Genomic DNA, 17,998 nt, shown 5'->3' on the forward strand with positions numbered 1-17,998 from the left:
CGTGCGCGGGGCCGACACTTCCTGACCTGCGGTGATCTGCGTCAACTGGCGCCGGTTGATTCAGTTCGATTCGGTGGGCTTCCCAGAGCAGACCTCATCCGCCGATCGTTGTCTATTTGTGAATCCAAGGTCGATTGTCAGGGCCTCGATCTACGCTCCGAAGCGTACTCGGACATGGAGGTCGAGACATGGCCGATGACCGCTGGCAGTGGTACCCGGCGACAGCAGCACCGCCCTCGGCGCACTCGACGCGGGCATCCCCCAACTCATCCTGCCCGACGGCTCCGACCGCTTCATCACCGCAGCCGCCGCGCACCAGCGTGGCGCAGGCCTCAGCGCGACCGCCGAGGAGATCACCCCGGCCCTGCTCCGCCGCCTCCTCACCGACGACGCCCTGACCCGCGCCGCCCGCGAGGTCAGCACCGAGATCGCGGCGATGCCCAGCCCGACCGTCGTGGCGGAGCTCCTCACCACCCTCGCCCGCCCCACCACCTGAGCCAGTCCGCCCGACGCCCGGCGCCGTCCGCACGGGGAACCCCCTTTGTGCGGATGCCGCCCGGCGCCAACGCGCCTTCCCGTCCGGCACCTTCTAAGCGCCTGCATCGCGACCCCTACGCCCGCCTGCCGACGTACGCTGAAGGCCCCCTTCTGCGAGGTCTGTCAGGCAAGGGAGCAACCCCCGCGAGCGCGGGGCCGACAGGATCACGCCGAGACGGTTGGCGTCCCTCCGGGAGCAACCCCCGCGAGCGCAGGGCCGACGTACGGCCAGAGAGCGATGTCGATCAGGCCACGGAGTAACCCCCCGCGAGCGCGGGGCCGACTTCCTGGGGTTGCACGGGGGCCGGGGTGATGCAGAGCAACCCCCGCGAGCGCGGGGCCGACGACGACTACCCGGGGATCTGGGCGCCGGGCGAGGAGCGACCCCCGCGAGCGCGGGGCCGACGTGACCAGGGAGTCGAGGCGGCCGTACACCGTGGAGCAACCCCCGCGAGCGCGGGGTCGACGCCGCGGTCCGGGTTGCCCCGGACCTGACCCGGGAGCAATCCCCGCGAGCGCGGGGCCGACAGCACTGGAAGGCGCATGACTTCCGCGCTCAGGGAGCAACCCCGCGAGCGCGGGGCCGACAGTGCCCGGTACACCTTGAGGACGTCTCCGAGGGAGCAACCCCCGCGAGCGCGGGGCCGACCGGGGTCGCGGGGATCTTCTGGTCCGCGAACGGGGAGCAACCCCCGCGAGCGCGGGGCCGACAGGGCGGAGGGCATCGCGGAGGTCGAGACCGAGGAGCAACCCCCGCGAGCGCGGGGCCGACCTGCTCCCACTTGGTCTGTCTGGTCACACCGAGGAGCAACCCCCGCGAGCGCGGGGCCGACTAGGCCGCGATGGCCTCGGAGACGGCCTGGGGGGAGCAACCCCCGCGAGCGCGGGGCCGACTGGCTTGCCTCCCGGGGCAGCGATCAGTGGCAGGAGCAACCCCCGCGAGCGCGGGGCCGACGGGATCACCGTCCTGATCCTCGTCCGGGTCCCGGAGCAACCCCCGCGAGCGCGGGGCCGACACTTCCTGACCTGCGGTGATCTGCGTCAACTGGCGCCGGTTGATTCAGTTCGATTCGGTGGGCTTCCCAGAGCAGACCTCATGCGCCGATCGTTGTCTCTTCGTGAATCCAGGACGGATTGTCAGGGCCTCGATCTACGCTCCGAAGCGTACTCGGACATGGAGGTCGAGGCATGGCCGGTGACCGCTGGCAGTGGTACCCGGCGACAGCAGCACCGCCCTCGGCGCACTCGACGCGGGCATCCCCCAACTCATCCTGCCTGATGGCTCGGACCGCTTCATCGCCGCGGCCGCCGTACACCAGCGCGGAGCCGGGCTCAGCGCGACCGCTGAGGAGATCACACCGGCCCTGCTCCACCGCCTTCTCACCGACGACACCATGACCCGCGCCGCCCGCGAAGTCAGCACCGAAATCGCGGCGATGCCCAGCCCGACCACTGTGGCGAAGCACCTCACCACCTTCGCCCACCCCACCACCTGAGCCCCCCGCCCCCGGCGCCGGCCGCCGTCCGCACGGAACCCCCCTCCGTCCGGACGCCGCCCAGCGCCGACCGATCCGGGGGCCCACCGCCCGTCACCGGACGGTCCGTCAGACCCGCCCCAGGTGCAGCGGCAGGTGGTTCAGCTCCCAGCCGACCGGGCGGTCGCCGGGGATCAGGGTGCCGGGGTCGGCCGCGAGCGACAGTCCGGGGTAGCGGTCGAGGAGCCGCCCGAAGGCGATGGCCGCTTCCAGCCTGGCCAGCGCCGCGCCCAGGCAGAAGTGGATGCCGTACCCGAACGAGAGGTGGTGGTCGGCCTGGGCGGCCCGCTTCCGGGTCAGGTCGAGCCGCTCGGCGCCGTCGTGGTGCCGCAGGTCGAGGTTGGCGGCGTCGAGGTGGGGGTGAACGGCCTCGCCCCTGCGGATGTGCACGCCCCGCAGGACGAGGTCGCGGTCGGCGTACCGCAGGCGTGCGGAGGGCACCGGGCCGCACCAGCGCAGCAGTTCCTCGACGGCGTGCGGTAGCAGCGTGCGGTCCCGGCGCAGCAGGGCGAGCTGGTCGGGGTGGGTGAGCAGGGCCAGGGTGCCGTTGGCGATCAGGTGGGCGGTGGTCTCGTGGCCGGCCAGGACGAGGATGAGGGTCATGCTGACCATCTCGTCCTCGCTCATCGCCGCGTTGGAGGGGCCGCCGTCCGGGCCGCCGTTCGGGCCGATGTCCGCGCTGTCGTCTCGCGCCTGGAGCATCCCGCTGATGAGGTCGTTGCCGGGCTCCGCGCGGCGGCGGTCGATCAGCTCCCGGACATGCCGGACCAGGGCGGGTGTCGCCGTCCGCAGCCGTTCGGTGTGGCCGGCCGTCAGGTTCCGGCTCCAGTCGGACCAGAGGTGCCGGTCGGGCTCCGGGACGCCGACCAGTTCGCAGATGACGGCGACCGGCAGCGGGTAGGCGAAGTGCTCGACGAGGTCGACGACGCCGAACTCGTCACGGTGGTCGGGAAGTTGGTCGAGCAGCCGGTCGGTGATCAGCTCGATCGACGGGGCGAGGAGCTGGATGCGGCGGGCGGTGAACTCGCGGGACACCAGTCGACGCAGGCGGGTGTGGCGCGGGGGGTCCAAGTCGACGATGGCGTTGAGGAAGTAGTGGTGCGTCTCCGGCGGCAGCCCGAGCGCGGTCAGGCCGGCGATGCGCGGGTCGGGGGAGCCGTCGGCGGCGAGGGTGGAGGGTGCGCTGGTCAGGCGGGGGTCGGTGAGGACGTCGCGTACCTCGGCGAAGCCGGACGCCACCCAGCCCATGGACCCGTCGGGCATCCGGCTCTCGCGGACCGGACATCCGCCGGCGTGCTCGGCGAGTACGGGTGCGGGTGCAGGTACCGGCGTTGGTACGGGTGCCGGCGGTGCTACCGCCTGGTCGTTCGGCATCGTGCGTCGTCCCTTTCCGGGGCGGCCCGGTGCCTCGGGCACCGGTCGGGCCTGTCTGAGGCGGTCGGACATCTCTGCGGCGGAGGGGTCCCGGGAGGCGAAGGACGTCCAGGGCCCGGGCCCGCCGGCCGCTCACAGGTGAAGCGGGAGGTGGGTGAGTCGGCGGCCCACGCCCGGCACGTGGACGCGTTCCAGCCGGTCCGGGGCGACGGCCAGCCGGAGGCCGGGGAACCGGGCGGTCAGTGCGCCGAGCAGGACCTGCGTCTCCAGGCGGACGAGGGCGGCGCCGAGGCAGAAGTGGGCGCCGTGGCCGAGGGCGACGTGGTCGTCCTGTGCGTCCTGGTAGCGGGTGATGTCGAACCGGTCGGCGTCGGGGTGGTACCGGCGGTCGCGGTTGGCACCGAGGAGCGAGAGGACGACGGCCTCGCCGGCCCGGATGCGGGTGTCGTGCAGGTCGATGTCCTGAGCGGCGAAGCGCGGCCGGGTCGCCGGGACGGAGCCGCCCCAGCGCAGCAGCTCCGTCACGGCCAAGGGGAGCAGGGCGGGGTCGTCGCGCAGCAGGTCCAGCTGGTCGGGGTGGGCGAGCAGGGCGGCGAGGCCGTTGGCGAGGAAGTAGGCGGTGTTCTCGTAGCCGACGTTGGTCACCAGCATCGTCATCGTGACGATGTCCCGCTCCGGGAGGGGAGGTTCACCGTCCGGGGAGGGCGTCACCATCGCGCTGATGAGGTCGTCGCCGGGGGTGCGCCGACGCTCCTCGATCAGCGCGAGCACGTGGTCCACGAGGGCGGGCGCGGAGTCGCGGACGAGGTCGGTGTCCAGGCCGTTGAGGTCGTCCGCCCAACGGCGCCACAGCGGGCGGTCCTGTTCGGGAATGCCCACCATCTCGCAGATCACCGTGATCGAGAGGGGGAAGGCGACCTCCTCGATGAAGTCGACGCTGCCGTCGGCGGCCGCCCGTCCGGGCAGTTCGCTCAGGAGCCGGTCGGTGATCTGCTCCACCCGGGGTTGCAGCGCGTGGATGCGGCGCGCGGTGAAGTGCGGCGCGACCGCCTTGCGCAGCCGGGTGTGGTCGGGCGCGTCGAGGTCCAGCAGGGCGCGCAGTAGGTACTGGTTCATCCGCTCCGGCAGGCCGAGCCACCGGATCTGCGCCATGCGGGGGTCCTCGCCGGCGAACCCCGGCACGGAGAGCGGGGACTGCACCAGCCGCGGGTCCCCGAGCCCGGCCCGGACGTCGTCGAACCGGGTGATCATCCACGCCGGCAGCCCGCCGGGCAGGGTGATCCGCACGACGGGCGCCTGCTCCCGCAGCCCGCCGAGCACGTCCTCGGGCAGCTCCGGGCACTGCGGATCGAAGATCAACGGGCAGGCGGAGAGCCCCCGCTGGCCGGGCGCGGGGGAGTCACGGTCGGAAACCTCGCGCGGATTCGCCGGGCTGGTGGTCATGACGCACCCCACTCTGTGAACGCACTGCTCATGCCCCTGCAACTCCGACCCGCCGGAATCGGTCACGGCCTCGTCCCCCGCAGGTGTGACGCCTGGACACCGCCTTGCCCGCGCAGGCCGAAGCCCGCCGCGGAGTCCGGACGAAGTCCCACAGCGCCACGGCGGACCGGGGCCGCCGGCACCAGCCAGCAGCTGACCTGGTCGCGGTGGGAGCAACCCCCGCGAGCGCGGGGCCGACGCCCCGCTGGCGCACACCAGGCCCCCGACCGAGGAGCAACCCCCGCGAGCGCGGGGCCGACATGGTGTCGACGGTGATCACTCGCGCTCCCTCGGGAGCAACCCCCGCGAGCGCGGGGCCGACCCTGCCACGCTGCCGTTTGCCCGCGGGCTGAGGGAGCAACCCCCGCGAGCGCGGGGCCGACTTGCTGAACGCCATGCTGAAGGCCGCTGAGCCGGAGCAACCCCCGCGAGCGCGGGGCCGACTCAGGCCCTTGCAGATGAACTCGGCGTCGGCCGGAGCAACCCCCGCGAGCGCGGGGCCGACGGCTTGCGGGATGCGGGCTTGATGACGGGGGTGGAGCAACCCCCGCGAGCGCGGGGCCGACCATGCCTGACAGGTGTGTTGACAGGTAGTCTGGGAGCAACCCCCGCGAGCGCGGGGCCGACACTTCCTGACCTGCGGTGATCTGCGTCAACTGGCGCCGGTTGATTCAGTTCGATTCGGTTGGCTTCCCATAGCAGACCTCATGCGCCGATCGTTGTCTCTTCGTGAATCCAGGGTGGATTGTCAGCGCCTCGATCTACGCTCCGAAGCGTACTCGGACATGGAGGTCGAGGCGATGGTCGATGACCGCTGGCAGTGGTACCCGCCTGAGGTAGAGGGCTGGTTGGGTGCCCTGTGGGGCAAGTCTGCCGGGCGGGCCGGAGGGACGGCCAACCTCCTGCTGTCGCACATGCTGGACACCGCTGCCGTGGCGGAGATCGTCTGGGACCGATACCTGCCGCCGGTGACGCGGCGGCGTCTGGACGCCGTTGCGGGCGGGCCGGGCAAGGGGCGACGGCTGTTCGCCTGGCTGTGCGGGATCCATGACTGCGGCAAGGCCACCCCGGTGTTCCAGTGCCTCGACCCCGCTGGCGAGGCCGCGGTCCGCCAGGCGGGCCTGAGCTGGGACAAGTACGCGGTGAAGGGGGTGTCCTGGCGGCACGACAAAGCCGGTGCCCGCGTGTTGAGGGCGCTGCTCACCGAAGCGACGTGGTCGAAGGAGCAGGTCGGTTGGGTCTGGCCGCTGGTCGCCGGCCACCACGGTCTGATCCCGACACTGGGGCAGCTGAGCCCGCCGAAGAGGAACGAGAGGCTGCAGGGAAACAGCCGGCCCTGGAAGCTCGCGCAGTCGGCGCTGGTGGAGGTCTTCTCCCGGGAGCTCGGCTACGAGGGCGAGGCGCCGCTTGTCGCCGTCGAACCTCTGGAGGTGCCGAGCCGAGCGGTGCAGCTCCAGCTGGCCGGCTTCGTGGTGATGGCGGACTGGATCGCCAGCGACGAGCGGCACTTCACGGGCGTGTCGGATCTGGCGAGGGTGACGATGCCGCAGGCGCGGCAGCGGGCTGCGGCAGCGTGGGCGCGGCTCGGCCTGCGCGGTGGGTGGGGAGCGCTGCCGGTACCTGGTCCGGAGGCGTTCCAGGACCGTTTCGGCCACGGGCCCAGGCCTTCGCAGGAGTTGGTCCTCGACGTGGTGCGCCGGATGGGTGGGCCGGGTCTGGTGATCGCCGAGGCTCCGATGGGGGAGGGGAAGACGAAGGCGGCGCTGGCGGCGGCCGAGCTGATGGCCGCCCGTCACGGCGCGGACGGAGTGTTCCTGGGTATGCCGACCCAGGCGACCGCGGACCCGATGCTCACCCAGGTCCGGTCGTGGCTGCGCGAGGTCGGCGACGGCCTGGAGGACCAGGTCGCGCTGCTGCACGGCAAGCGGATGGTCAACAAGCAGTGGCGCGCCCTCCTGGAGGGCACCGGTGAGTGGGGGCAGGAGGCCGACTCCTACTACTCGTCCGTAGGGGAAGACGAGTTCGGGATGTCGGCCGACTGCTTCGACGGCTGCGAGGGCGGGGAGCGCAGGGTCCCCGCCGAGTGGTTCCTGGGCCGTCGCCGAGGTCTGCTGAGCCCGTTCGCGGTCGGCACCATCGACCAGCTCCTGTACGCCGCGACCCGCACCAAGCACGTGATGCTGCGTACCGCCGGCCTGATGGGCAAGGTCGTGATCCTCGACGAGGTCCATGCCGCCGACGTCTACATGTCGCAGTTCCTGCTGGAGGGCCTGTGGTGGCTCGGACAGGCCGGCGTGCCGGTGGTGCTGCTCTCGGCGACTCTGCCGCCCGAGCAGCGGCGTGATCTGGCCGCCGCCTACCTGGCCGGCACGCAGTCCGCGGAGGCCCCGGCGGCGCCGGAGCTTCCAGAGCCGCAGGGCTATCCGAGCGTGACGGCGGTCTGGCCGGGGCGGGACGGGCAGCCGGAGGTTCTCGTGGAGAGCACCGAGTCGTGGCGCCACGATCTCCAGGTACGGGTCGAAGTGCTCCATGAGCAGCCGGCGGAGACGGATGCCCGGGCAGCGGAGGGCGGCGCCGGGCCGGCGGACGCCGCCGTGACCGACTACCTGCGGGAGCGGCTGACCGACGGCGGATGCGTGCTGATCATCCGCAACACCGTGGCCCGCGCCCAGGCCACGTTCGACGCCCTCCACAAGGAGTACGGCGCCGACGTGCGGCTCCTGCACGCCCGTCTGCACGCAGGCCACCGGGCCGACCGCACCCAGGAGGTGCTGGAACTCCTCGGCCCGCCGAGAGAAGGATCCGAGCGCCCCGGCAGGCTGATCGTCGTCGCCACCCAACTCGCGGAGCAGTCCTTCGACGTCGACGCCGACCTGCTGATCACCGACCTCGCGTCCATGGACCTGCTCCTCCAGCGCATCGGCCGCCTCCACCGCCACGACGGCGTCAAGCGCCCCCACGCGCTGTCCCGGCCCACGGTCGTCGTCACCGGCATCGGCCTCGACGACGACAGGGCGCCGTACATCCTGCGGGCCTCCGAGGGGATCTACGGCCGCTACCTCCTGCTGCGCACGGCCGCCGAGGTCGAAAGGGCGGCGACGTCCGACGGAGGCGCGTGGAGCATCCCTGGCCAGGTGCCCGACCTGGTCGCCCGGGTCTACGGCACGGACCCGGTCGTCCCGGCGGCCTGGGCCGAGGCCGAGGTACAGGGCTGGCAGGAGTGGGAGGAACGGCAGACCGAGCGTCGAGCGAAGGCTGCCGGGTACCTGCTGACCCGTGCCGGTGAGCATGGGGCGCAGACGCTAGCGGGTCTGCACTACGGCGCCCTCGGCAAGCTGGCCGAGGGGCAGTTCGAGGCGCTCGTCCGGGACGGCGACCCGAGCGCGGAGGTCGTCCTGGTGCGCCGTCTCGGGGAGGACGACTTCCGAGCAGTGACGGGCCGCAGCCTCGGCCCGAACGGCGAGGTCGCGGCCGAGGTGGTGGACGACGTGCTCTCCGGCACGGTACGCCTTCCCACCAGGCTGACCGAAGCGGCCGAGCAGGCGCTCGGTCCGCTGCCGGGCTGGCGGGACCATCCATGGCTGCGCCACAGCCTGGCCCTGGAGCTCGACGGACAGGGCGAAGCGGTCATCGGTGACTTCCGGCTGCGCTACGACGACCTGCTCGGCCTCGTGGTGAGCGGAGGCAGACCGTACCGGTAGCGGGGCGTGTGGGCAGGAGAGGCAGAGTGCCGCTCCGCCCACACGACTCCAACCCCGCGAGCGCGGGGCCTACTTGCAGCCGGGACCGGCTCGCAGACAGAGCCAGGGGCCATCCCCGCGCACAAGATCCTGCGGGGCCGAGGAGCAATTCAAGCATTCGCCCCACAGCAGACCTTCACCGATGCCACGATGAATCAGCGGCGAGCTAGACAAAGCCAGTTGGGAGACCAGTGCGTGCCTGGGTACAACCTTGTCGATGAACCGTGGCTGGCGGTGCGCCCCGTCGGCGGCGGGCCTCCCGTGGAGCTGGGGATCGCCGAGGCCCTGGCCCGGGCCCACGAACTGGAGGGCCTCGTCGTCGAGTTCTCGACCCAGCTGCCGGCCGTCCTGCGCCAGGTCCTGCTGCCCGTCGTCGCCCACGCCACTGGCGCACCCGTGACCCTCCGGAGCAAGGGCGACCGGCTCGCGCAGAAGGACGGGTTCACACAGGACGAACTGGACAGGTTCCAGGCCCACTTCGACAAGCACCGCGCGCAGTTCGACCTCTTCGACCCGGTCTCCCCCTTCGCGCAGGTCGCCGGACTGCGGACCGCCAAGGACGAGACGAAGGGCTCCGCCGCCCTGGTGGCGACCGCGGCGAGCGGCAACAACGTCCCGCTGTTCGGCAACCGCAGCGACGCGGACCCGCTCGACCTGACACCGGCCCAGGCCGCCCACTGGCTCCTGCACGCCCACTGCTGGGACACCGCCGCCATCAAGACCGGCGTCGTCGGTGACGACCAGGTCAAGGCGGGCAAGACCACGGGCAACCCGACCGGCCCGCTCGGCCAGCTCGGCGTCATCGTCCCCACCGGGCGCACCCTGTACGAGACCCTCCTGCTGAACCTCCCGGTCACCCCGCCCGAGGTCCTCGGCGTCCCGCAGTGGATGCGCGGCCCGCACGAACCCGCCTGGAAGCCCCGTAAAGCCGAGGGCCTCCTCGACCTGTGGACGTGGCAGGCGCGGCGGATCCGCCTCATCCCGCACCAGGACGAGACCGGTCGGCCGAGGGTCGCGCGGGTGGTCGTCAGCGCCGGTGACCGGCTCACGCCGATGTCCGAGCAAGAGCCGCACACCGCCTGGACGTTCACCGCGCCCGCCAAGAAGTCCGCCGCCGCCCTGCCCGAGCGCAGGCCGCGCCGCCACACCCAGGGCAAGGCCGCCTGGCGCGGCCTGGACGCCCTCCTCGCGCCCACCCGCCAGAGCTCCGACGGCGCCTTCGAGACCAGCGTCCTGCTCGACGAGGTCAGCGCCCTGCGGGAGGACGGCCGGCTACCCGCCGACTACCCGCTGCAGGTCGAGACCTTCGGCATGGTCTACGGCACCCAGTCCGCCATCGTCGAGGACGTCATCCACGACGCCATCCCCCTGCCCCTGCTCGCCCTCCACCAGGACAGCGAGGCCCACCAGCTCCTCCTGGACGTGGCCGAGCAGGCGGAGCAGCTCGCGAAGGCCGTCAACAACCTCTCCGCCGACCTGCGCCGGGCCGCCGGCGCCGACCCCATCCCCTGGGACAAGGGCCAGCGCCCCGGCGACCTCCTCCTGCACACCCTCGACCCCCTGGTGCGCCGCCTGCTCGCCGGCGTCCGCGACGCCGGAGCCGACGACGAGGTCCTGGAGCGGGGCAGGCTCGCCTGGGAGGAAGTCGCCCACCACCGCGCACGGGACGCGGCGAACGAACTCCTGCTGGCCGCCCCGGCCACCACCTTCACGGGCCGCACCATCACCCCGGCAGGCACGTCGGGCACGTCGGGCAAGTCGCAGACCTACAAGCTCGGCACCGCCGGCGCCAACTTCCGGCACCGGCTCGACGAGATCCTTCCCCGGTACGCCGACGCCGCCCGGGAAGCGGCCGCCGCCCGCGCCGCCGGGACCGGACGCGCCCTCGAACCCGATCCCGCCCCTGGAGCGGACCTTGACGACTGAGCACACCACCACCACCAAGCAGCGCCGGTACTGGGACGAGCACACCGCCCCCGACCACACCTGGCGACTCGACCCCCGCACCAAGCAGCCGCGCCGGCCCCCCGGCGAGGACCTCGCGGCCATGCGCTCCGGCCTCGGCCGCCCCGTCATGGACAGCCCCAAGATGTGGCCGCTCTACAGCTGCGAGGTCAACGACACCCTCGCCCTGCGCGACGAGGTCTCCGACGAGCAGAAGGCCGAGCACGCCGCCCTCGCCCTCTACGGCCTGCACCAGCAGAGCCAGTCCAGGCCGATGCACCGCCGCGGCGTCAAGCTCGGCGAGGCCCTGCGGGCGCTGCGCCGCAGCGGCAAGTTCAGCGAGGAGGCGCTCGACACCCGCGTCGCCCAACTCGCCGGCGCCACCAGCGTCTCCGCGCTGCTGGTCCACCTGCGCGGCCTGGTCACCCAGCTGCGCACCGTCGGACAGCCACTGGACTACGACCACCTGATGGCCGACATCCAGGCCTGGCACCACACCGACCGGCGCCCGCAGGTCCGCCTCAAGTGGGCCGTCGGCTACCAGGCTTGGAAGGACAAGGCACCCGCCGACTGATCGCCCGCCGCCCAATCGCCCGCCGACCTACGCCCGGACCACCACCCTTCGAGGAGCAGCGCATGACCGACCGCCTCTACATCGACGTGCACATCCTGCAGACCGTCCCGCCGGCGAACCTCAACCGGGACGACAACGGCAACCCGAAGGAGGCCTACTTCGGCGGCAAGCGCCGCTCCCGCGTCTCCTCCCAGGCCTGGAAGCGCGCGACCCGCATCCACTTCGCCGAGAGCCGCGACCGGCAGGACCTCGCCACCCGCACCAAGCGGATCGCCGCCCAGCTCGCCAAGGCCATCGCCGAGCGCACCGGCCTCGCGGCCGAGGACGCGCAGCGGATCGCCGACGCGCTGATCAAGTCGACCGGGATCTCCGCGGGCAAGAAGGAGGGCGACACCGCCTACCTGCTCTTCTACGGGCGCCGCCAGCTGGACGCCATCGCCGCCCTGGTCGCCGACACGGCCGCCGACCTCGCCGCCCTCGACACCAAGGCCCTCGACGAGGCCGTCAAAGCCCTGCCGGTCAAGGAGCAGCTGCAGACGGGCCACCCGGCCGACGTCGCGCTCTTCGGCCGTATGGTCGCGGACATCCCGGGGCTGAACGTGGACGCCGCGACGCAGGTCGCGCACGCGATCTCGACCCACGCCGCCGAGCTCGAGTTCGACTACTACACGGCGGTCGACGACGAGAACGCGGCCGACGAGACCGGCGCCGGGATGATCGGCACCATCGGCTTCAACTCGGCCACGCTCTACCGCTACGCGACCGTCGGCCTGCACCAGCTGCGGGAGAACCTCGGCGACGACAAGGCCACCGTCGACGCCGTCGACCTGTTCGTCGACTCCTTCGCCCGTTCCATGCCGACCGGTTACGGCAACTCCTTCGCCCACCGCACCCGTCCGAGCCTGGTCGCCGTCGTCGTGCGCGCCGACCAGCCGGTGAACCTCGTCTCCGCGTACGAGAACCCGGTCCCGGCGAGCCGGGGCATCGTCGCGGAGTCCGCGCGCCGCCTTGCGGGGGAGTTCGCCACCGCCACCGAGCAGTGGGGCGACACCCCGCTGTACGTCGGCATCTGCCACACCCTCGGCACCGCCGACGCCGACGAGACCGGGCAGCAGCTGGCGGAGGCCTTCGGCGCGAACCGCACCTTCCCCGAGCTGCGCGAGGGCCTGCGCACCGCGCTCATCGAGCGGGTGAACGACAACTGATGCCCGCCGACCCGACGCCCACGACGGTCCCGAAGGACGAGGCGCAGGCGGTCCTCGTGCTGCGCCTGGCCGGGCCGCTCCAGTCCTGGGGTGACCGCAGCGCGTTCAACCGCCGCGACAGCCGGCCCCAGCCGACCAAGTCCGGCGTCGTCGGCCTGCTCGCGGCCGCCGCGGGCCGCCCGCGCGAAGCGGACATCACCGACCTGGTCGGCCTGCGCCTGGGCGTGCGCATCGACCAGCCCGGCACCCTGCTGCGCGACTACCACACCGTCAGCGACTACCGGGGCCGGCCGCTGCCGCAGGCCGGGGTGAACGCCAAGGGCGTGCAGAAGCCGACCTCCCCGGCCAAGGACACCCACGTCACCCACCGCTACTACCTCCAGGACGCGGTGTTCGTCGCCGCCGTCCAGGGCCCGGCCGCCCTCGTCGAGACGCTCGCCGAGGCGATCCGCCGCCCCGCCTTCCCGCTCGCCCTCGGCCGGCGCTCCTGCGTGCCCACCCAGCCGCTCGCCCTCGGTGCCGTGCGCGACGGCACCCTGGAGGACGTCCTCGCAGACGAGCCCTGGCAGGCGGGCGACGCGGCCAAGAGCGCCTACCGGCGGCGGGCCGAGCGAGCCGCGGAGCCGTTCTCGCCGCACCGGATCGACCTGGCCGCGACCTTCGACGACCCGTCGGGCGACGACATCCTCCAGGATGTCCCGCGCTCCTTCGACCCCCGCGAACGCGGCTTCTCCACCCGACGGATCCGCCACGCCTGGCTCACCGTCCCCACCGGCCTCGCCCCGTCCTCCACGACCGCGCAACCGTCCGCCGCCGCCTCGGCCGCAGCTGCGACCACCGGCCACGACCCGTTCGCCCTGCTGGGCTGGTGACCCGATGACCTACCTCTCCCGCGTCCGCATCAACCCGCTGCGCGCCGCCAGCCGCACCCTGCTCGCCAACCCCCGTGCCCTGCACGGCGCCGTGACGGCCGGCATCCCCGACACCGAGCCCGGCGACCGGATCCTGTGGCGCCTGGACGCCGACCACCCGCGCCGCCCGATGCTGCTGGTCCTCACCCCCTCCAAGCCGGACTGGACCCACATCGTCGAACAAGCCGGATGGCCGGACGCCGACGGCGAGCACTACGCGATCCGCGACTACAGCCCGCTGCTCGGCCAGCTCGCCGTCGGCCGCGAGTTCGCCTTCCGCCTCAAGGCCAGCCCCGTCCAGAACACCTCCAAGCCCGAGAAGCCCAGCGCTCACCACACCAAGAGCGCCGCCGAACTCCACCACCGCTCCTACCGCTTGGCCCACCGCACCGCCGCCCAGCAGCTCGCCTGGTTCCTGGACCGCACCGAGCGCTGGGGCTTCACCGTCCCCGAGGCCCGCACCGACCACCCCGCACCGGGCCTCGAACCGTCGGACCCCGACGCCCCCGCCGACGCGCGGCCCGCCCGTGAGGTACGGATCACCGACCGCAGCCGCAGCAGCTTCACCAAACCCGGCACCCGCACCGCCGTCACGCTCACCACGGCCACCTTCGAAGGCCGCCTGCGCATCAGCGACCCCGTCCTCCTGCAGACGGCGCTCCTCGGCGGCATCGGCCCGTCCAAGGCCTACGGCTGCGGCCTGCTCACCCTCGCGCCGCTGCCCGCCGGAGCCCGCTGACCGATGGCCGACATCTGGTGGAAAGCCCACCCCCACGACCTGCACCGCCTCGCCGACCGGGTCTCCAGCGTCTACGTCGAGCGCAGCCACATCGACCGCGACGAGAACGCCGTCGTCGTCATCAACAAGCGCGAGACCGTCCGCGTCCCGGCAGCGATGGTCGCCGTCATGCTCCTCGGCCCGGGCACCCGCATCACCCACGGCGCCGTCAACCTCCTCGCCGACTCCGGCACCACCGTGTGCTGGGTCGGCGAGCAGGGCGTGCGCATGTACGCCGCCGGCCTCGGCCCCAGCCGCGGCGCGGCCCTCCTCAACCGGCAGGCCTGGCTGGTGAGTCGGACGAAGGAACGCCTGGCCGTCGCACGGACCATGTACCGCATGCGGTTCCCCGGCGAGGACGTCAGCACCGCCACCATGCAGCAACTGCGCGGCCGCGAGGGCGCCCGCATCCGCAAGCTCTACCAGGCCGAAGCCCGCCGAACCGGCGTCCCCTGGAACGGACGGGTCTACAAGGCCGGCGACGCGTACGCTGCGGGCGACGACCTCAACCGCCTCCTGTCGGCGGCCAACGCCGCGCTCTACGGGATCTGCCACGCGGTCATCACCGGCCTGGGCGCCAGCCCCGGACTCGGTTTCGTCCACACCGGCCTGGCTACCTCGTTCGTCCTCGACATCGCCGACCTCTACAAGGCCGAGTACACGATCCCCCTCGCCTTCGACCTCGCCCAGCAGGGCCACACCGAGGAACGCGACGCCCGCCTCGGCCTGCGCGACCGCATCGCCCAGGACAAGCTGCTGGGCCGCATCGTGAACGACGTCAAGACCCTCCTCAGCCCGGAGGGCACCGAGATGCCCGACGTCGAGGTCAACGAACTCTGGGACGAACGCGTCGGCACCGTCCAAGGCGGCGTCAACTGGTCCGGCACCGAAGGCCCGCCGGTCCCCGCCGCCTCCGACCCGGGCATGGGCGACGACCACCTGGCCATCATCGGCCCGGAGTTCACCCAGGACACGAGCAGCCCATGACCGTCATCCTCCTCATCGCCGCCCCCGAAGGCCTCCGCGGCCACCTCACCCGCTGGATGGTCGAAGTCAGCGCCGGTGTCTTCGTCGGCACCCCCAGCCGCCGCATCCGCGACCGCCTCTGGGACCTCCTCGCCACCCGCATCGGCGACGGCCAAGCCGTCCTCGTAGAGCCCGCCACCAACGAACAAGGCTGGACCGTCCGCACGGCAGGCAAGGACCGCTGGAAGCCCGTCGACTTCGACGGACTGATCCTCTCGGCCCGCTCCCGCCGATAGACCCGCAGGTCACGAAGTGTCGGCCCCGCACGCGCGGGGATGGCTCCGGCATCCTCGGGCGCCTCCACCTCCGGCGTGTATCGGCCCCGCACACGCGGGGATGGCTCTCTACGAGACGCCGGTACGCGCGGCCAGTTCCCTCACGCCTGCCACCGTCACGGGTGCGTACAGGAGGTCTGCCGTCAGTGCTCGCAGTGCTGGTCGGCGGACCTCCTCCGGGGCGACCTGCTCGGTGAAAATCAGGGCTGCGACCGTGCGGCGGTGGTCGCCGAGGTGGTGCCACATGCGCGCGCAGTCCGTGCCGTACCGGGCCCGGCGCTCTGCTGTCGGCAGCCGTCCCGGGGTGGTCCGTGCCGCGTACGGGAGGCCCTCATCCGGGGTGCCCAGCGCTGTGTGCACGCCGATCCAGTACAGGTCGGCCTGCGCGGTGGTGGCGTCGACCGTGAACAGCTGGGACCGCGGCCGAGCGGCGGCGTCCGCCAAGCGGCCGACCGCGTCCTCGGCGCCCGCCATCAGATCGAGGGCGTCCGTGCGGCGGTGCCCGCACGCCGCCGTGTAGGCCGCTGTCATGAGCAGCGTCGCCGCCACCGCCCGGGAGATGTCGCCCGGGCCCTGGCCAAGCGATCCGGCAGTGCGGCGCAGGAGGTCAATCGCGGCGGCCGGGCGGTCGGCGCGCCGCATCGTGATCGCCAGGACGCGGGCCGCCTCTCCCTGAACCACGGGGTCACCGCTGGCCTGGGCCGCAGCGAGAGCTCGGTCCGCCGCTGGCCAGGCGACGTCCGAATGGCCCTTCAGCGCGAGTTCCGTCGCCAGCACCCAGGCACGGGCCACGTACGCATGCGCGTCCTCCCGGGCCCGGCCGGCCGACGCGTCCCGGGTCGACTGGGCCGTGCTCAGCAGGCCAGGCAGAGCGGCACCGAGATCCTCGTACCGGGCGGCCGTGAACTGCGAGCGCGCTGCGGCCAGCGCTCGGCCGAGCTCCTGAAGCGACACAGGCACCGAAGCTGTCGGCTCGTAGAGCGCCCCGACGATCCGGGTCGACGCATCCGGCCGGGCCGCGGCCGTCGCCGTTGCCGGGAGTGCCGAGGCTCCGGCGGCTGCCATACCGGCCACGAGCAGCTGCCTGCGGAGCATGACGTCCTCCTGATTCGGGGTCACATCTCGCGCCAGAGTAGCCGCTCCACCCAGGCCAAGGGTGTCAAGCTGCAGACCCAACACCTGGACGATCACGGCGAGCGAGTGGTCGGCCGGCCGCAGCAGGCCCGCCTCCACCCGGCTGATCGCGGACGCCGAGTAGCCGCAGGCCTGGCCCAGTTGAGCCTGAGTCATCCGCCGTGCGCACCGGGCGGACCTGATGGCCGTCCCGAGCTGACGTTGGCGCTGACGCGACACGACGCCCCCTCCGACTACGCGGGGCCGCCACCGTATCGGCAAGACCGCGCCCACAGGCAGGGCGTGCACAGGGTGTGCGGAGCACGCACACGGCGTGCGGGCGCCGCCTCCATGCCTCCCTGAGCGGCTGACGGACGGGAAGCCTGGTGAGTGCCCCGGCCGGGCGCCTCACCATCCACCTCTCACCCAGAGGAGAGTGCGTCATGAGTGCAGCCCTGCTCGACCGCCCCGAGGTGCAGAATCCGGCCCACGACACCTCGCAGCCCGGTAGCCTGCCGCACAGCGACCAGCCCGCGGCCGCCATGGCCTGCCCGATGTGCGGGTCGGGCGCCACCTACCAGACCATGGACGGCCGGTGGGGCTGCACCCAGTGCGGCTCGACCTGGGCCTGAGCAAGCAGGAGGACGGCAGCATGCCGATCTGCGCCGAGTGCTGCACAGCGGATGCAGTCATCGAGGACCTGGACGTGGACCCCCCTCGGCCGTGGTGCCTGGGGTGCGCCACCGCCCTGGTCGCCGCAGGTGACCCGGTGATCAACTACCGGGCCCTGACGGCCTCGGCAGCCGAGTACTCGCGTACCCTGACGGCCCGCAGCACCGCGACGTTGCCGTTCGGGTAGCTGCCGACCGACCACACGACGAACGCGCCCCCGCCCGGCCGAAGCCGAGCGGGGGCGCGGTAGTTCAGAGGCGGAGCCCAGCGAGGACAGCCACCAGCGCGGCCAGCAGTCCCGAGACGATCCCGACGACGGAGAACACCGGCTGCACCTGTCCGGCTGCCACACTTCCTCGGCGGCAGTCCGGGACCCGCTCACCCTTGACCGGGTGCCCTCTTGGTCGGCGAGCGTGGGTCCTGTGGAGCAACCCCCGCGAGCGCGGGGCCGACGTGACGTCGCTCCAGCTGGCCGGCGCCCCGGTGGAGCAACCCCCGCGAGCGCGGGGCCGACCCCGCATCCGTCCTCAGCGGCCTCATCCACTCGGAGCAACCCCCGCGAGCGCGGGGCCGACGCTTGCTGACCTGCGGTGATTCGCTTCAGCGAGCGCTATTTGATTCAGTTCGATTCGGTTGGCTATCCATAGTGGAGCTCATGGGTTGTTGGTGGAGTTGGCTGGCTTTGTGGTGATGGTGGACTGGATGGCAAGTGGCGAGCGGGACTTCGCAGGCGGGCTGACGCTGACCAGGGGCACGGTGGAGGTTCCCGGGTCGAAGACGCTTGGGGACGGCGGGGCGAGGAGGTGCCCCGGTGCGCGGTACAACCGCGCAC

General features: G+C 72.6%; 15 protein-coding genes and 2 CRISPR repeat arrays. Of the genes, 12 read left to right on the forward strand and 3 right to left on the reverse strand.

Features of this window, described 5'->3' with window-relative positions:
• The first annotated feature begins 208 nt into the window (after positions 1–208).
• Positions 209–496, forward strand: a complete 288-nt coding sequence (locus tag ACFRQN_RS23925; RefSeq protein ID WP_380741972.1) for a nucleotide disphospho-sugar-binding domain-containing protein — start codon at positions 209–211, stop codon at positions 494–496.
• 173 nt (positions 497–669) lie between these two features.
• A CRISPR array of direct repeats spans positions 670–1,553; the repeat unit is 21 nt; unit sequence CCCCGCGAGCGCGGGGCCGAC.
• A 192-nt stretch (positions 1,554–1,745) separates the two neighbouring features.
• Positions 1,746–2,033, forward strand: a complete 288-nt coding sequence (locus ACFRQN_RS23930) for a glycosyltransferase (protein WP_380741974.1) — start codon at positions 1,746–1,748, stop codon at positions 2,031–2,033.
• A 108-nt stretch (positions 2,034–2,141) separates the two neighbouring features.
• Here the strand turns inward: ACFRQN_RS23930 and ACFRQN_RS23935 are convergent, their stop codons facing one another.
• The gene (locus tag ACFRQN_RS23935; protein WP_380741976.1) at positions 2,142–3,335 is read right to left on the reverse strand and encodes a cytochrome P450; all 1,194 of its coding nucleotides are present in this window, start codon (positions 3,333–3,335) and stop codon (positions 2,142–2,144) included.
• 243 nt (positions 3,336–3,578) lie between these two features.
• On the reverse strand, positions 3,579–4,889 hold the full coding sequence (locus ACFRQN_RS23940; protein WP_380741978.1) for a cytochrome P450: 1,311 nt from the start codon (positions 4,887–4,889) through the stop codon (positions 3,579–3,581).
• Between the two features lie 209 nt (positions 4,890–5,098).
• Positions 5,099–5,555: direct repeats of the CRISPR family, unit length 29 nt; unit sequence GGAGCAACCCCCGCGAGCGCGGGGCCGAC.
• Between the two features lie 173 nt (positions 5,556–5,728).
• Here ACFRQN_RS23940 and cas3 point away from each other — a divergent pair.
• The 8 genes from cas3 (at position 5,729) to cas2e (ending at position 15,342) form a co-directional block, all read left to right on the forward strand.
• Entirely contained in the window at positions 5,729–8,629 is a 2,901-nt protein-coding gene (gene cas3, locus ACFRQN_RS23945; protein ID WP_380741981.1) for a CRISPR-associated helicase Cas3', read from the forward strand.
• A gap of 234 nt (positions 8,630–8,863) precedes the next feature.
• Positions 8,864–10,594 (forward strand): type I-E CRISPR-associated protein Cse1/CasA, encoded by a 1,731-nt coding sequence (gene casA / locus ACFRQN_RS23950; RefSeq protein WP_380741983.1) that lies wholly within the window; start codon positions 8,864–8,866, stop codon positions 10,592–10,594.
• Positions 10,584–11,186, forward strand: a complete 603-nt coding sequence (gene casB / locus ACFRQN_RS23955) for a type I-E CRISPR-associated protein Cse2/CasB (RefSeq protein ID WP_380741985.1) — start codon at positions 10,584–10,586, stop codon at positions 11,184–11,186. Before casA ends, casB begins: the two co-directional genes overlap by 11 nt.
• A 62-nt stretch (positions 11,187–11,248) precedes the next feature.
• Positions 11,249–12,391: a type I-E CRISPR-associated protein Cas7/Cse4/CasC gene (gene cas7e, locus ACFRQN_RS23960; protein WP_380741987.1), complete on the forward strand. Its 1,143-nt coding sequence runs from the start codon at positions 11,249–11,251 to the stop codon at positions 12,389–12,391.
• Positions 12,391–13,263 carry a type I-E CRISPR-associated protein Cas5/CasD gene (gene cas5e, locus ACFRQN_RS23965; protein ID WP_380741989.1) on the forward strand — a complete coding sequence of 291 codons (873 nt, stop codon included), beginning with the start codon at positions 12,391–12,393 and terminating at the stop codon, positions 13,261–13,263. The genes cas7e and cas5e overlap by 1 nt, the downstream gene beginning before the upstream one ends.
• Before the next feature lie 4 nt (positions 13,264–13,267).
• The gene (gene cas6e / locus ACFRQN_RS23970) at positions 13,268–14,041 is read left to right on the forward strand and encodes a type I-E CRISPR-associated protein Cas6/Cse3/CasE (protein WP_380741991.1); all 774 of its coding nucleotides are present in this window, start codon (positions 13,268–13,270) and stop codon (positions 14,039–14,041) included.
• A gap of 3 nt (positions 14,042–14,044) precedes the next feature.
• On the forward strand, positions 14,045–15,067 hold the full coding sequence (gene cas1e / locus ACFRQN_RS23975) for a type I-E CRISPR-associated endonuclease Cas1e (RefSeq protein ID WP_074006006.1): 1,023 nt from the start codon (positions 14,045–14,047) through the stop codon (positions 15,065–15,067).
• Positions 15,064–15,342 (forward strand): type I-E CRISPR-associated endoribonuclease Cas2e, encoded by a 279-nt coding sequence (gene cas2e / locus ACFRQN_RS23980; RefSeq protein WP_117486717.1) that lies wholly within the window; start codon positions 15,064–15,066, stop codon positions 15,340–15,342. Before cas1e ends, cas2e begins: the two co-directional genes overlap by 4 nt.
• Before the next feature lie 108 nt (positions 15,343–15,450).
• On the opposite strand, the gene ACFRQN_RS23985 is transcribed toward cas2e, so the two are convergent.
• The gene (locus ACFRQN_RS23985; RefSeq protein ID WP_380741994.1) at positions 15,451–16,803 is read right to left on the reverse strand and encodes a helix-turn-helix domain-containing protein; all 1,353 of its coding nucleotides are present in this window, start codon (positions 16,801–16,803) and stop codon (positions 15,451–15,453) included.
• Between the two features lie 134 nt (positions 16,804–16,937).
• Here ACFRQN_RS23985 and ACFRQN_RS23990 point away from each other — a divergent pair, with 134 nt between their 5' ends.
• Together ACFRQN_RS23990 and ACFRQN_RS23995 are read left to right on the forward strand one after the other, a co-directional pair.
• Complete coding sequence (locus ACFRQN_RS23990) at positions 16,938–17,126, forward strand: hypothetical protein (RefSeq protein WP_074006003.1); 189 nt, start codon at positions 16,938–16,940, stop codon at positions 17,124–17,126.
• Positions 17,090–17,353, forward strand: coding sequence for a hypothetical protein (locus ACFRQN_RS23995; RefSeq protein ID WP_380741996.1), 264 nt, complete (start codon positions 17,090–17,092; stop codon positions 17,351–17,353). Before ACFRQN_RS23990 ends, ACFRQN_RS23995 begins: the two co-directional genes overlap by 37 nt.
• Positions 17,354–17,998: the final 645 nt, after the last annotated feature.

Origin of the sequence: Kitasatospora sp. NPDC056800 (genome assembly GCF_042789775.1) — a bacterium.
Classification (GTDB): Bacteria; Actinomycetota; Actinomycetes; order Streptomycetales; family Streptomycetaceae; genus Kitasatospora.